Genomic DNA, 14,302 nt, shown 5'->3' with positions numbered 1-14,302 from the left:
ATCCGAACGCATCCGTCAGGGAGCGCCCGGCTAGCCGACGAGTTGGGCGTAACGGTCGCAGTCCTGGGTATGGTCCATGACCATGCCGCTGGCCTGCATGAAGGCGTAGCAGATGGTCGGCCCGACGAAGTTGAAGCCGGCCTTGCGCAGCGCCTTGCTCATGGCCTCGGCTTCCGGGGTAATCGCCGGCACCTCGGCGCGACCGGCGAAATGGTTGATCTTCGGCTGGCCGCCGACGAAGGACCAGAGGAACCCAGCCGGGTCGTCCAGCTCCAGCCAGGCCTGGGCGTTCTGCCGCGCAGCGTTGAGCTTGGCCCGATTGCGAATGATGCCGGGGTCGAGCATCAGTTCGTCGATCTCCGCGTCGCTCATCTGTGCCACCCGCTGCACGTCGAAGCCGAACAGCACCTCGCGGTAGCGCTCGCGCTTCTTCAGCACGGTGATCCAGGACAACCCGGCCTGGAAGCCCTCCAGCAGCAGAAGTTCGAACAGCGTGTCGGGATCGCGCTGCGGCACACCCCACTCCTCATCGTGGTAGGCCATGTAGAGGGGATCGTCGTTGCACCAGAAGCAGCGTGGCATAAGGCTTTCCGTGGTTTTCCAGGGATCGGGGGGACGGGCGAGGCGGCGCAGGAATCGGGTATACTTCCGCGTTTTGTATCGAAGCCTCAGCACAGGTGAATTTCGTGAGCCAGACTACGCCCGCCGTGCGCACCTTCCAAGACCTGATTCTCGCCCTGCAGAACTACTGGGCAGAGCAGGGCTGCGTGGTGCTGCAGCCCTACGACATGGAAGTGGGCGCCGGCACCTTCCACACCGCCACCTTCCTCCGCGCCATCGGCCCGGAGACCTGGAACGCCGCCTACGTCCAGCCGAGCCGCCGCCCCACCGACGGTCGCTACGGCGAGAACCCCAACCGCCTGCAGCACTACTACCAGTTTCAGGTGGTCCTGAAGCCGAACCCGGAGAACTTCCAGGAGCTGTACCTCGGCTCGCTGAAAGCCATCGGCATCGACCCGCTGGTCCACGACATCCGCTTCGTCGAGGACAACTGGGAGTCGCCGTCCCTCGGCGCCTGGGGCCTGGGTTGGGAAATCTGGCTGAACGGCATGGAAGTCACCCAGTTCACCTACTTCCAGCAGGTCGGCGGCATCGAGTGCTATCCGGTCACCGGCGAGATCACCTACGGCCTGGAGCGCCTGGCCATGTACCTGCAGGGCGTGGACTCGGTCTACGACCTGGTCTGGACCGACGGCCCGTTCGGCAAGGTCACCTATGGCGACGTGTTCCACCAGAACGAGGTGGAGCAATCCACTTTCAACTTCGAGCACGCCAACGTGCCGAAGCTGTTCGAACTGTTCGACTTCTACGAAAGCGAAGCCAACCGCCTGATCGCGCTGGAGCTGCCGTTGCCGACCTACGAGATGGTCCTCAAGGCTTCGCATACCTTCAACCTGCTGGATGCGCGGCGCGCCATCTCGGTCACCGAGCGCCAGCGCTACATCCTTCGCGTGCGTACCCTGGCCCGCGCCGTGGCGCAGAGCTACCTGCAGGCCCGCGCGCGCCTCGGCTTCCCCATGGCCACCCCCGAATTGCGTGACGAAGTACTGGCCAAGCTGAAGGAGGCCGAATGATGAGCGCCAAGGATTTCCTGGTCGAACTGGGCACCGAAGAGCTGCCGCCAAAAGCCCTCAACAGCCTCGGCGAAGCCTTCCTCAGCGGTATCGAGAAGGGCCTCAAGGCTGCCGGTCTGAGCTATGCCGCTGCGCGTTTCTATGCGGCGCCGCGTCGTCTCGCCGTGCTGGTCGAGCAACTCGCCGTGCAGCAGCCCGACCGTACCGTCAACCTAGACGGTCCGCCGCTACAGGCCGCCTTCGACGCCAGCGGTAACCCGACCCAGGCCGCCCTGGGCTTCGCCAAGAAGTGCGGCGTGGATCTGCAGCAGATCGACAAGAGCGGTCCGAAGCTGCGCTTCAGCCAGACCATCGCCGGCCAACCGGCCGCCGGCCTGCTGCCGGGCATCGTCGAGGCCTCGTTGAACGAACTGCCGATTCCCAAGCGGATGCGCTGGGCAGCTCGCCGCGAGGAGTTCGTGCGTCCGACCCAATGGCTGGTGATGCTGTTCGGCGACGATGTGGTCGAGTGCGAGATCCTCGCCCAGAAAGCCGGGCGCGAATCCCGTGGCCACCGCTTCCACAATCCGGACAATGTGCGTATTTCCAGCCCGGCAGCGTATCTGGAAGACCTGCGCGGCGCTCATGTGCTGGCCGATTTCGCCGAGCGCCGCGAGCTGATCGCCAAGCGCGTGGCCGAACTGGCCGCCGAGCAACAGGGCAGCGCCATCGTGCCGCCGAGCCTGCTCGACGAAGTGACTGCACTGGTCGAGTGGCCGGTGCCGCTGGTCTGCTCCTTCGAGGAGCGCTTCCTCGAGGTCCCGCAGGAAGCCCTGATCACCACCATGCAGGACAACCAGAAATACTTCTGCCTGCTGGACGCCAACGGCAAGCTGCTGCCTCGCTTCATCACCGTCGCCAACGTCGAGAGCAAGGCGCCGGAGAACATCGTCAGCGGTAACGAGAAGGTGGTTCGCCCGCGCCTCACCGACGCCGAGTTCTTCTTCAAGCAGGACAAGAAGCAGCCGCTCGAAAGCTTCAATGAGCGCCTGCGCAACGTAGTGTTCCAGGCCCAGCTCGGCACCGTGTTCGAGAAGGCCCAGCGCGTCTCCGGCCTGGCCGCCTACATCGCCGAACGTATAGGCGGCAATGCGCAGAACGCCGCGCGCGCCGGCATCCTGTCCAAGTGTGACCTGGCGACCGAGATGGTCGGCGAGTTCCCCGAAATGCAGGGCATCGCCGGCTACTACTACGCCACCCACGGCGGCGAAGCGGAAGACGTCGCCCTGGCCCTCAACGAGCAGTACATGCCGCGCGGCGCCGGCGCCGAGCTACCCTCGACCCTGACCGGCGCCGCCGTGGCGGTGGCCGACAAGCTCGATACCCTGGTCGGTATCTTCGGCATCGGCATGCTTCCCACCGGCAGCAAGGACCCCTACGCGCTGCGCCGCGCTGCGCTGGGCGTGCTGCGCATCCTCATCGAGAAGCAGCTCGACCTGGACCTGGTAGCCGCGGTCAACGCCGCCGTCGAGCAATACGGCGACAAGGTCAAGGCCGCCGGCCTGGCCGAGCAGGTGCTGGACTTCGTGTTCGACCGCCTGCGCGCGCGCTACGAGGACGAAGGCGTGGACGTGGCCGTGTACCAGTCGGTGCGCGCGCTCAAGCCAAGCTCGCCGCTGGACTTCGACCAGCGCGTACAGGCCGTCCAGGCCTTCCGCCAGTTGCCTGAAGCCGAGGCCCTGGCCGCGGCGAACAAACGGGTGTCGAATATTCTCGCCAAGTCCGAGGACGAGGTTCCGCCGAACGTGGATGCCAGCCTGCTGGTGGAAGCCGCCGAGAAGGCCCTGGGCAGCGCCGTGGCGAACGCCGAAAGCGAAGTCGCGCCGCTGGCAGCGGCACGCGACTATCGCGCCGCGCTGGCCCGCCTGGCGGCCTTGCGCGAGCCGGTGGATACGTTCTTCGCCGATGTGATGGTCAATGTCGACGACGCGGCGGTGCGCGCCAACCGCTATGCGCTGCTGGCCAAGCTGCGCGGGTCGTTCCTCGGGGTGGCGGACATCTCGCTGCTCGGCTGAGCCAGTCCCGCCTCGAAGAAAAGGCCCGGCGTCCTCGCGACACCGGGCCTTTTTCACTACAGGACCTTCAGATACTCCAGCAGCGCGCGCTTCTCCTCGGCCGACAGGCTGGTGCCGTACTCATGGCCGCAGCGGCTGTTGCCGGAATCACGCTGCTCGCAGCCGGTGGTCTTCAGCACATAGCTGCCGAATTGGGTCTGCTGGGCGGCGAGGCCGACCTTGTCCACGTCGTAGGCCGAGCCCACCGGGAAGGATTCCACCCGCTCCGCGGCCGGCTTCAGCAACTCTTCCAGGGTCGGCACCGAGCCGTTGTGCAGGTACGGCGCCGCTGCCCAGATCCCCTGCAGGACCCGCGACTCGTAGGGGTAGGGGTCGGCCTGGGTACGCACCGGCTTCTGGAAGGCGGTCAGCAGTTGCCGGGTTTCGTCGGTCATCACGCTTTCCGGCTTGACCGCCGCCGCCTTGGCATCGTGCTTCTCACCGAGGATCGGCACGAAGTGCTGCAGGATCGAACCGGCCACCGCTACGGCGAGTACATCGAAGGCTCCGTCGGTCGCCTTCAGCGGCTGGCCGAACGGCATCCGCGCGCCCTCCATCACGCCGGTCTGCACCTGGCCATCGAGGATGGCGTGCTGGCGGCTGTCGCTGCCGACGTCCCTCAGCGGAGTGTCCCAAAGCACCAGGTCCTTGATCCGGATGCCGTGGCACTCCACGCAGCCACCTTCGTCGGTCTTGCGGGCGAAGATCAGCGCGCCTTTCCTGGCCAGGTGCTTGTCCACCGCCCAGGGCCACTTCGGCGGGCCGATCTTCTTGATCAGGTCTTCCAGCTTGCCCAGACCGTGGAAGTTGGCCGAGTTGATCTTCAGGTAGTCCATGCCCAGCAGGTGGAACTTGCTCTTCTGCGGGTGGAAGGTGGCGAACACCCCGTAGACCTCGCCGACATTGCGCGCCAGGCCGAGCAGGTCGTTGCCGTTGGCGGCGAAGCCGGGCCACTGGGTCTTGTTCTGCCGCGCCGCGTTCCACAGGAACGGATAGCGCACCGGCGCATCCGCCGCCTTGATGTTGTCGGGAATCAGGTAGGGCGGCGCGGTGCCGATATCCAGCCCGGTAAGGCGGTTGAAGATCATCGATACCGCGTCCAGCCGCGCCGGTCCCCAGGTGTCCTTGGGCAGCGCGCGCTCGATCAGCGTGTGATAGGGCTCGTACCATTCCTTCACCGCCGCGAGCAGGGCATCGCGCGCACCGGGAGGCGGATTGGCCCCGAGGATCTGCTTGGCGAAGGCGTCGAAGGCGGCGTCATCGCTGGTCAGCGGTCCCACGGCCCGATCGAGGTCGGCGAGGAATGCCTGGAAGTCGACGATCGCCGGACCGCCGTCGATCCGATAGGCAGTGCCCTTCACCTCGATCTGCCGGGTATGGCAGGCCGAACAGGTCATGCCGACCATCTGCCGGGCGCCCGTGCCGGCTACGGTGAAGCCCACCGGCAGGCCTTCCGCGGGCGCCTTGGGGTTGGGCAAATAGCCGTAGCGGGCCAGGCTGTCGGCGAGGAAAGGCGTTCCATCCGGCTGTCGCAACGCCTTGAGCCAGGGCAGGGGCATCACCTGCGAGCCCTGGTCGCGGCTGTAGAAGTCCTGGCGGTGGCTTTCGGTCCATTCCTTGCCCTGGTCGAGCATGACCGGAGCGGCCGCCAGGGCGGCGGAAGAAAGAGCCAGGGAAGCGAGGGACAAGCTTGAAAGGTGCAGTGTCTTTTTCAGGCGTTTCACGGTTACCGTCCTTGGGAACGGGCAGACGCCCCGGAACTCCCCGTCGTCATGCCCGCTCCACCTGTGGTGGAAACACGGCCGGTCGGCCGTGCTGGCATGCGATAGGCGCTTACTGCATTACTCCGGTGATCCACCCGCCAAGGGGTTCGCACGTACTCCGAGACACCCACTGCTGCGTGCCAAATGACTCCCTGGCCTGGGATTGCCATTCCATTGCCATTATTGAATCTAGTACAGATTGTCCAGCGTAGGGGGCTCGTCGAACCATCCGCGATGCTCCGGCTGGCTGAGGTAGAATCGATCCTTTCCGTTCATGGCCAACTGCGCATCGATGTCCCGTTCCCTGCTGATTCTCGACCGCGATGGAGTCATCAACCTCGACTCCGACGATTACATCAAGACCCTCGACGAGTGGATCCCCATCCCCAGCTCGATCGAGGCCATCGCCCGCCTGAGCCAGGCCGGCTGGACCGTCGCGGTGGCTACCAACCAGTCCGGCATCGCCCGTGGCTATTACGACCTGGCAGTGCTCGAGGCCATGCATGCGCGCTTGCGCGAACTGGTCGCGGAGCAGGGCGGCGAGGTCGGCCTCATCGTCTATTGTCCGCATGGACCGGACGACGGTTGCGACTGCCGCAAGCCGAAGCCGGGTATGCTGCGGCAGATCGGCGAGCACTACGGGGTCGATCTGTCGGGTATCTGGTTCGTCGGCGACAGCATCGGTGACCTGGAGGCGGCGCGGGCCGTCGATTGTCAGCCGGTATTGGTAAAGACCGGAAAAGGTGTACGTACGCTGGGCAAGCCCTTGCCAGAGGGCACCCTGATATTCGACGATCTGGCGGCAGTCGCCAGCGCATTACTTCAGTAAGGTCAGAATACATGTCGACAGTGCAGGCCATCAGAACCGTCCTCTTTTACCTGCTGCTGTCCGCCAGCGCGTTCGTCTGGGGCACCCTCAGCTTCTTCATCGCGCCGATCCTGCCGTTCCGCGCCCGCTACCGCTTCGTGGTACAGAACTGGTGCCGCTTCGCGATCTGGCTGACCCGCGTGGTCGCCGGCATCCGCTACGAGGTGCGCGGACTGGAGAACATCCCGGAAAAGCCCTGCGTGATCCTCTCCAAGCACCAGAGCACCTGGGAAACCTTCTTCCTCTCCGGCTTCTTCGAGCCACTCAGCCAGGTACTCAAGCGCGAGCTGCTCTACGTGCCGTTCTTCGGCTGGGCCCTGGCCCTGCTCAAGCCCATCGCCATCGACCGCAGCCAGCCCAAGCTGGCCCTCAAGCAACTGGCCAAGCAGGGCGACGAGTGCCTGAAGAAAGGCGCCTGGGTGCTGATCTTCCCGGAAGGCACGCGTATTCCGGTGGGGCAGATGGGCAAGTTCTCCCGCGGCGGCACCGCCCTGGCGGTCAACGCCGGGCTACCGGTACTGCCGATCGCCCACAACGCCGGGCAGTATTGGCCCAAGGCCGGCTGGGCCAAGTACCCGGGCACCATCCAGGTGGTGATCGGCCCGGCCATGCACGCCGAAGGCGAAGGCCCGCGCGCCATCGCCGAGCTAAACCAGCGCGCCGAAGCCTGGGTCAGCGAGACCATGGCCGAGATCAGCCCCATCCAGCAGCGGGTCAGCCATCCGGAGCCGTCGGTGGTCTCGTGAAGGGCCGCAAAGCCCCCTGCAAGGCGCACTGTGCGCCGATTCGATAAAAGAAGCCCCGCCATAGCGGGGCTTCTTGTTTTCACGCGAGGCGCAAAGCAAGGCCGGCTGGCAACGATCGACCGAACCGACCGACGACCGCTGCCCACAGGAGCGGTGCCACGCCGCCAGGAGGCCTGGGTCCAGGGTGCCAATGCTGGCGAGCAACCGGGGCTCGGCCACACCTTGGCAAGGCACATATCCAGGCTACCTGGCGCAAAAAGAAAACCCCGGCGCCAGGCCGGGGTTTCCATGAGGGTCGGTCTGCCGACCCGTCACACGTCCAGGTTCGACACCGCCAGCGCGTTGCTTTCGATGAAGTCGCGGCGCGGCTCCACGGCATCGCCCATCAGGGTGTTGAAGATCTGGTCGGCGGCGATGGCGTCCTCGATGGTCACCTTGAGCATGCGCCGGACGTTCGGATCCATGGTGGTTTCCCACAGCTGCTCAGGGTTCATCTCGCCCAACCCTTTGTATCGCTGGATGCTGTGGCGCTTGGTACCTTCGGCCATCAGCCAGTCCAGGCCGTCCTTGAAGGCGCTGATCGGGCGCTTGCGCTCACCCTTCTGCACGTAGGCGCCGTCTTCCAGCAGGCTGTTCAGCTGGTCGCCGAGCAGCGACACCGAGCGGTAGTCATTGCTGGCGAAGAAGTCACGGTTGAAGGTGACGTAGCTGGACAGGCCGTGGGCCACCAGTTCCACCTCGGGCAGCCACAGGTGGCGCTCGCGGTCTTCGCGCAGGCTGGCCTTGTAGGTCAGGCCTGACTTCTCGGCGGCGGTCAGGCGCGCCTGGAACTTCTCCAACCAGCCCTGCATGGCCGACTCGTTAGCCAGGTCGTCCACCGACACGGTAGGCAGGTAGATGAAGTGCTCGGTCAGCTCCTGGGGGTACAGGCGCGACAGGCGCTTGAGGGTGGCGATCACCCCACGATACTCGTTGACCAGTTTCTCCAGCGCCGCCCCGGACAGGCCCGGAGCGTGCTCGTTGACGTGCAGGCTGGCGTCTTCCAGGGCCGACTGGGTCATGTACTCTTCCATGGCCTGGTCGTCCTTGATGTACTGCTCCTGCTTGCCGCGCTTGACCTTGTACAACGGTGGCTGGGCGATGTAGATGTAGCCACGCTCGATCAGCTCGGGCATCTGGCGGAAGAAGAAGGTCAACAGCAGGGTGCGGATGTGCGAACCGTCGACGTCAGCATCGGTCATGATGATGATGTTGTGGTAGCGCAGCTTGTCGATGTTGTATTCCTCGCGGCCGATGCCACAGCCCAGGGCGGTGATCAGCGTACCGACCTCCTGGGAGGAGAGCATCTTGTCGAAGCGCGCCTTTTCGACGTTGAGGATCTTGCCCTTGAGCGGCAGGATCGCCTGGGTCCGGCGATTGCGGCCCTGCTTGGCGGAACCGCCCGCGGAGTCACCCTCCACGATGTACAGTTCGGAGAGCGCCGGGTCCTTTTCCTGGCAATCGGCCAGCTTGCCGGGCAGGCCGGCGATGTCCAGTGCGCCCTTGCGGCGGGTCATCTCGCGCGCCTTGCGCGCGGCCTCGCGGGCACGGGCGGCGTCGATCATCTTGCCGACCACGGCCTTGGCTTCGTTGGGATTCTCCAGCAGGAAGTCGGCGAAGTACTTGCCCATCTCCTGTTCCACCGCAGTCTTCACCTCGGAGGAGACCAGCTTGTCCTTGGTCTGCGAGCTGAACTTCGGGTCCGGTACCTTCACCGAGATGATCGCGGTGAGGCCTTCGCGGGCATCGTCGCCGGTGGTGGCGATCTTGAATTTCTTCGCCAGGCCTTCGGCCTCGATGTAGTTGTTCAGGTTACGCGTCAGCGCCGAACGGAAACCGGCCAGGTGGGTGCCGCCGTCACGCTGCGGGATGTTGTTGGTGAAGCAGAGCAGGTTCTCGTTGAAGCTGTCGTTCCACTGCAAGGCGACTTCCACACCCACGCCGTCCTCTTCACGCTGGACGTTGAAGTGGAATACCTCGTTCACCGCGGTCTTGTTGGTGTTCAGGTACTCGACGAAGGCCTTCAGACCGCCTTCGTACTTGAACAGCTCCTCCTTGCCGGTACGCTCGTCGCGCAGCAGGATGCCGACGCCGGAGTTGAGGAAGGACAGCTCGCGGATGCGCTTGGCCAGGATGTCCCAACTGAAGTGGATGTTGCTGAAGGTCTCCGGGGACGGCTTGAAGTGAACTTCGGTGCCGGAGCCATCGGTCTCGCCCACTTCGCGCAGTGGGAACTGCGGAACGCCGTGGTGGTAGACCTGTTCCCAGACCTTGTTGTGGCGACGGATGGTCAGGCGTAGTTCATGGGACAGCGCGTTCACCACCGAGACGCCCACACCGTGCAAGCCGCCGGACACCTTGTAGGTGTTGTCGTCGAACTTGCCGCCGGCGTGGAGGACGGTCATGATCACTTCCGCCGCAGAAACCCCTTCTTCCTTGTGGATATCCACCGGAATACCGCGTCCATTGTCGCGGACAGTGATCGACTCATCCGTATGGATGGTGATGCTGATTTCGCTGCAGTAACCGGCCAGCGCTTCGTCGATGGAGTTATCCACCACCTCGAACACCATGTGGTGCAGACCGGTGCCATCGTCGGTGTCGCCGATGTACATGCCGGGGCGCTTGCGTACGGCATCCAGCCCCTTCAGCACCTTGATGCTGGAAGAGTCGTACGTGTTGTTCTCGCTCATGCTTCACTCCCGATGGTCGTGGTCTGAGAGACTTTTCCATGTTCCACGTGGAACATGGATACCGGCGTATCCGTGCGCCAGCCGTCTTTCAATAGTTGCGGGTCCACGCAGGTGATGAATACCTGGCAACCCAAATCTTCAAGCAAGCGGCAAAGAGCCATTCGATGCTGCTCATCCAGTTCCGAGGGCAGGTCGTCCACCAGGTAGACGCACTGTCCGCGCTTGGCGCGATTGATCAGATGGCCTTGGGCGATGCGCAGGGCGCATACCACCAGCTTCTGCTGACCGCGCGAGAGAATCTCCGCGGCGTTATGACCTGCCAACCGTATGCGAAGATCCGCACGCTGCGGTCCCGCCTGGGTGTGGCCCATCTGCTGGTCGCGTAACAGGCTGGAAGCCAGGACCTCCAGGAGGTCCCGATCCTTGTCCCAGCCTCGGTAGTAGCTAAGGGTCAGGTCATCCAGTGAAACCAATTCGGCGAGGGTTTCCTCGAATACCGGTTTCAACGCCTGGATATAGCTTCTGCGGTAGGCATCGATCTCATCGCTGGCCAGGCTCAATTCCCGGTCCCAGGCCGCTTGCGACGCGGGGTCCAGTTTACCATGCCGGAGCCAGGAGTTCCGCTGGCGCAGCGCCTTCTGCAGGCGCTGCCAGACGGGCAGAAACCGAGGTTCCACGTGGAACACTCCCCAATCGAGGAACTGTCGGCGGATCTTCGGCGCTCCCTCGAGCAACCGAAAGCTGTCCGGGTTGATCAGTTGCAGTGGAAGAGTTTCCGCTAATTGAGCCGCACTTCGGGCGTTCTGCCCATCGATGCGAATGGTGAACTCGCCCTGGCGCTCACGGGAAATCCCCAGGTTGCTGGCAATGCCGTTGGCCAACATCACCTGGCCGAATACGGTGCAGGCCGCTTCCTCGTACTGGATCACCGGCTGCAAGCGCGCACTGCGGAATGAACGCGCCAGGCCCAGCAGGTGGATGGCTTCGAGCACGCTGGTCTTGCCGCTGCCATTATCGCCGTAGAGGATGTTGATGCGGGGGGAGGGGGAGAGGGTCACCGGGTGCAGGTTGCGCACCGCGGTGACCGAAACGCGGGTCAGGGACATTCAGTGTGATTAGAGGCGCATCGGCATGACGACATAGGCAGAATCGTCATTGTCGGCCTCGTGGACCAGGGCGCTGCTGTTGGAATCGGAAAGGATGAAGCGGACCTGCTCGGTACCGATCACACCCAGCACGTCGAGCAGGTAACTGACGTTGAAGCCGATCTCCAGGTTGCCGCCGTTGTACTCGACCTGCACTTCTTCCTCGGCCTCTTCCTGCTCCGGGTTGTTCGCCTGGATTTTCAGCAAACCGTTGGAAAGCTGCAGGCGAATGCCGCGGTACTTCTCGTTGGAGAGGATCGCGGTGCGGCTGAAGGCTTCGCGCAGTTGCTGGCGGTCACCGACCACCAGCTTGTCGCCACCGCGCGGCAGTACGCGTTCGTAGTCCGGGAACTTGCCGTCCACCAGCTTCGAAGTGAAGGTGAATTCGCCAGTGGTGGCACGGATATGGTGCTGGCCCAGGACGATACCGACTTCGCCGTCCTGCTCGGTGAGCAGACGAGCCAGTTCGAGGATGCCTTTGCGCGGCACGATCACCTGGTGGCGGTCCTGCGACGGGATCTGCGCATCCAGCGAGCACATGGCCAGTCGGTGGCCGTCGGTGGCGACGGAGCGCAGGGTGCCGCCGTTCACTTCCAGCAGCATGCCGTTGAGGTAGTAACGCACGTCCTGCTGGGCCATGGCGAAGCTGGTGCGGTCGATCAGGCGACGCAGCTTGCTCTGGGCAATGCTGAAGTTCAGCGAGCCGGGACCTTCCTCTACGGTGGGGAAATCGTTGGCCGGCAGGGTGGACAGGGTGAAGCGGCTACGCCCGGCCTTCACCAGAAGTTTCTGCTCTTCGACACGGATGTCGATCAGCACGTCGTTCGGCAGGCTCTTGCAGATGTCCATCAGCTTGCGCGCCGGTACGGTGATCTCGCCGGGTTCGGCGGCATCTTCCAGTACCACGCGACCAACCAGCTCGACTTCGAGGTCGGTGCCGGTCAGCGACAGTTGCTGGCCTTCGACCACCAGCAGGACGTTGGAGAGAACCGGCAATGTCTGGCGGCGTTCCACGACGCCGGCGACCAGTTGCAGCGGTTTCAACAGGGCTTCGCGTTGAATGGTGAAATGCATGGTCTAGTCCCTTGCCTCGTGGGCTGCGTCAGGTTGTCAGGGTACGCAGCAGGTTCTTGTAGTCCTCGCGGATATCCGCGTCGGATTCCCTAAGTTGAGCGATCTTACGACAGGCGTGCAACACCGTGGTGTGATCCCGACCGCCGAAGGCCACGCCGATCTCCGGCAGGCTGTGGTTGGTCAGCTCCTTGGAGAGCGCCATGGCCACCTGGCGCGGGCGCGCCACCGAGCGCGAACGCCGCTTGGACAACAGATCGGATATCTTGATCTTGTAGTACTCGGCGACGGTGCGCTGGATGTTGTCGATGCTGACCAGCTTGTCCTGAAGGGCCAACAGGTCCTTCAGCGACTCGCGAATCAGCTCGATGGTGATCGGCCGGCCCATGAAGTGCGAGTGGGCGATCACCCGCTTCAGCGCACCTTCCAGTTCGCGCACGTTGGAACGGATGCGCTGGGCGATGAAGAAGGCCGCATCGTGCGGCAGCTCGATCTTCGCCTGCTCGGCCTTCTTCATCAGGATCGCCACCCGGGTTTCCAGTTCCGGCGGCTCGACGGCCACCGTCAGGCCCCAGCCGAAGCGGGATTTCAGCCGCTCTTCCAGGCCTTCGATTTCCTTCGGATAGCGGTCGCTGGTGAGGATCACCTGCTGGCCGCCTTCGAGAAGGGCATTGAAGGTGTGGAAGAACTCCTCCTGGGAGCGCTCCTTACGGGCGAAGAACTGGATGTCGTCGATCAACAGTGCGTCCACCGAGCGGTAGAAGCGCTTGAATTCGTTGATGGCGTTGAGCTGCAAGGCCTTCACCATGTCCGCGACGAAACGTTCCGAATGCAGGTAGACCACCTTGGCGTTCGGGTTCTTCTTCAGCAGGTGGTTGCCCACCGCATGCATCAGGTGGGTCTTGCCCAGACCGACGCCACCGTAGAGGAACAGCGGGTTGTAGCCGTGCTTGAGGTTGTCCGCCACCTGCCAGGCGGCGGCGCGGGCCAACTGGTTGGACTTGCCCTCGACGAAGTTCTCGAAGGTGAAGGTACGGTTGAGATAGCTGGTGTGCTTCAGCGCACCTTCGACCTGGACGTTGCGCTCGGTGCGCACCGCAGGCGCTGCTCCGGCCGGCATGGCGGCGGCCAGCGGATCGATGCTGGGTTCTTCCGGCTCATAGGGATCGCTCGACACGCTGGGAGCCGTCGTCACTGGCGGCAGCTCTTCACGTGGCACTACCACGGGCGCGGCCGATACCGGCTGCACTGGCGCCGGCGGCGGAGCAACCGGAGGCGGGGGAGCCACGTGGGTCTGCGATGGGACGATGGCGGCGCGCGGCGTACGGCTACGCTTGCTGCCTATTAATAAGGAAAGCGCGGGCAACTGACCCTCGCCGCGTTCACCGAGCAGTTCCAGAAGCCGACCGAGGTATTTCTCGTTCACCCAATCGAGGACGAAACGGTTGGGTGCATACACACGCAATTCGTCGCCTTCGGCTTCGACCTGCAAGGGACGGATCCAGGTGTTGAATTGTTGGGACGGCAGCTCATCGCGGAGAAGATCCACGCACTGCTGCCAAAGTTCCACGGACACGGATATCCCCCAAAGATTGGAAAGGCGGCACAACGAAATAAGCGCCTATTGTAGCCGGACGGGCCGGACTTATCCACATGCCGATGCGCTGAGGCCCCAAGCAAATCAAGACCTTAATAAAAGCAGGCAGGCCGACGGACGGTCGTCCTGGACTTTGTGGATAACCCTTGCTTTGAAGGGGGTACATCCCTGCGCACAGCCGTGTGGAAAAAACCGCTGTGGATAACCATCTCGTTCATCCCCAGGCTTCGCTCAGGAAGGAAACAGCCTCGACACCGGTTCTCGACAACCTTTTGCCTGCCGGAGAAACACGCAATTGCTGGGCTTCATCGAGTTATGCACAGAAAAGCGCCGTCCCAAGAGCATTAACCGTTTCTATCCTTTAAAAGAAAAATGACTTCCTAGTATCTATCTATTACGTCATCGCTGGTTGGAAATTGACCTGCCCGTTCGATTTCACTAGAATCGCCGGTCTCTTTAAACGGGGTCACTGCGACCTCAAGTCGTCAACCCAGGTACCGAATCATGAAACGTACTTTCCAACCCAGCACCCTCAAGCGCGCTCGCGTCCACGGTTTCCGCGCCCGTATGGCCACCAAGAACGGCCGTCAGGTTCTGTCGCGTCGTCGCGCCAAAGGCCGTAAGCGTCTGACCGTCTGATTTATCCGGTACGG

General features: G+C 63.5%; 10 protein-coding genes and 1 pseudogene. 5 read left to right on the top strand and 6 right to left on the bottom strand.

Annotated features, from left to right (window positions below):
• Positions 1–30: 30 nt before the first annotated feature.
• Entirely contained in the window at positions 31–582 is a 552-nt protein-coding gene (locus LE197_RS28530; protein ID WP_003122294.1) for a DNA-3-methyladenine glycosylase I, read from the bottom strand.
• A gap of 104 nt (positions 583–686) precedes the next feature.
• Between LE197_RS28530 and glyQ the strand changes: the two genes are divergently transcribed.
• A complete protein-coding gene (glyQ, locus tag LE197_RS28525) occupies positions 687–1,634 on the top strand; it encodes a glycine--tRNA ligase subunit alpha (protein ID WP_226033773.1) in 948 nt (315 codons plus the stop codon).
• Positions 1,634–3,688, top strand: coding sequence for a glycine--tRNA ligase subunit beta (gene glyS, locus LE197_RS28520; protein WP_003100271.1), 2,055 nt, complete (start codon positions 1,634–1,636; stop codon positions 3,686–3,688). Before glyQ ends, glyS begins: the two co-directional genes overlap by 1 nt.
• Positions 3,689–3,744: 56 nt before the next feature.
• Here the strand turns inward: glyS and LE197_RS28515 are convergent, their stop codons facing one another.
• Positions 3,745–5,451, bottom strand: a complete 1,707-nt coding sequence (locus LE197_RS28515) for a di-heme-cytochrome C peroxidase (protein ID WP_003111371.1) — start codon at positions 5,449–5,451, stop codon at positions 3,745–3,747.
• A 331-nt stretch (positions 5,452–5,782) separates the two neighbouring features.
• Here LE197_RS28515 and gmhB point away from each other — a divergent pair, with 331 nt between their 5' ends.
• The gene (gene gmhB, locus LE197_RS28510; RefSeq protein WP_003120688.1) at positions 5,783–6,319 is read left to right on the top strand and encodes a D-glycero-beta-D-manno-heptose 1,7-bisphosphate 7-phosphatase; all 537 of its coding nucleotides are present in this window, start codon (positions 5,783–5,785) and stop codon (positions 6,317–6,319) included.
• Between the two features lie 11 nt (positions 6,320–6,330).
• Complete coding sequence (locus tag LE197_RS28505) at positions 6,331–7,104, top strand: lysophospholipid acyltransferase family protein (RefSeq protein ID WP_003100265.1); 774 nt, start codon at positions 6,331–6,333, stop codon at positions 7,102–7,104.
• Between the two features lie 311 nt (positions 7,105–7,415).
• Here the strand turns inward: LE197_RS28505 and gyrB are convergent, their stop codons facing one another.
• The 4 genes and pseudogenes from gyrB to dnaA all read right to left on the bottom strand — a co-directional run bounded on the left by gyrB (position 7,416) and on the right by dnaA (position 13,628).
• Positions 7,416–9,836, bottom strand: a complete 2,421-nt coding sequence (gyrB, locus tag LE197_RS28500; RefSeq protein WP_003097268.1) for a DNA topoisomerase (ATP-hydrolyzing) subunit B — start codon at positions 9,834–9,836, stop codon at positions 7,416–7,418.
• Positions 9,837–9,839: 3 nt separating this feature from the next.
• Positions 9,840–10,942, bottom strand: a pseudogene (gene recF / locus LE197_RS28495) (DNA replication/repair protein RecF).
• A gap of 9 nt (positions 10,943–10,951) precedes the next feature.
• Complete coding sequence (dnaN, locus tag LE197_RS28490) at positions 10,952–12,055, bottom strand: DNA polymerase III subunit beta (protein ID WP_003097262.1); 1,104 nt, start codon at positions 12,053–12,055, stop codon at positions 10,952–10,954.
• Positions 12,056–12,083: 28 nt separating this feature from the next.
• Positions 12,084–13,628 (bottom strand): chromosomal replication initiator protein DnaA, encoded by a 1,545-nt coding sequence (dnaA, locus tag LE197_RS28485; RefSeq protein ID WP_003109151.1) that lies wholly within the window; start codon positions 13,626–13,628, stop codon positions 12,084–12,086.
• A gap of 525 nt (positions 13,629–14,153) precedes the next feature.
• On the opposite strand from dnaA, the gene rpmH reads away from it, so the two are divergent.
• On the top strand, positions 14,154–14,288 hold the full coding sequence (rpmH, locus tag LE197_RS28480; protein WP_003100258.1) for a 50S ribosomal protein L34: 135 nt from the start codon (positions 14,154–14,156) through the stop codon (positions 14,286–14,288).
• Positions 14,289–14,302: the final 14 nt, after the last annotated feature.

Origin of the sequence: Pseudomonas sp. PS1(2021) (assembly GCF_020405165.1) — a bacterium.
GTDB lineage: Bacteria > Pseudomonadota > Gammaproteobacteria > Pseudomonadales > Pseudomonadaceae > Pseudomonas > Pseudomonas aeruginosa.
The sequence above is the reverse complement of the archived record's forward strand: the minus strand, read 5'-3'. Positions and strand labels throughout refer to the sequence as shown.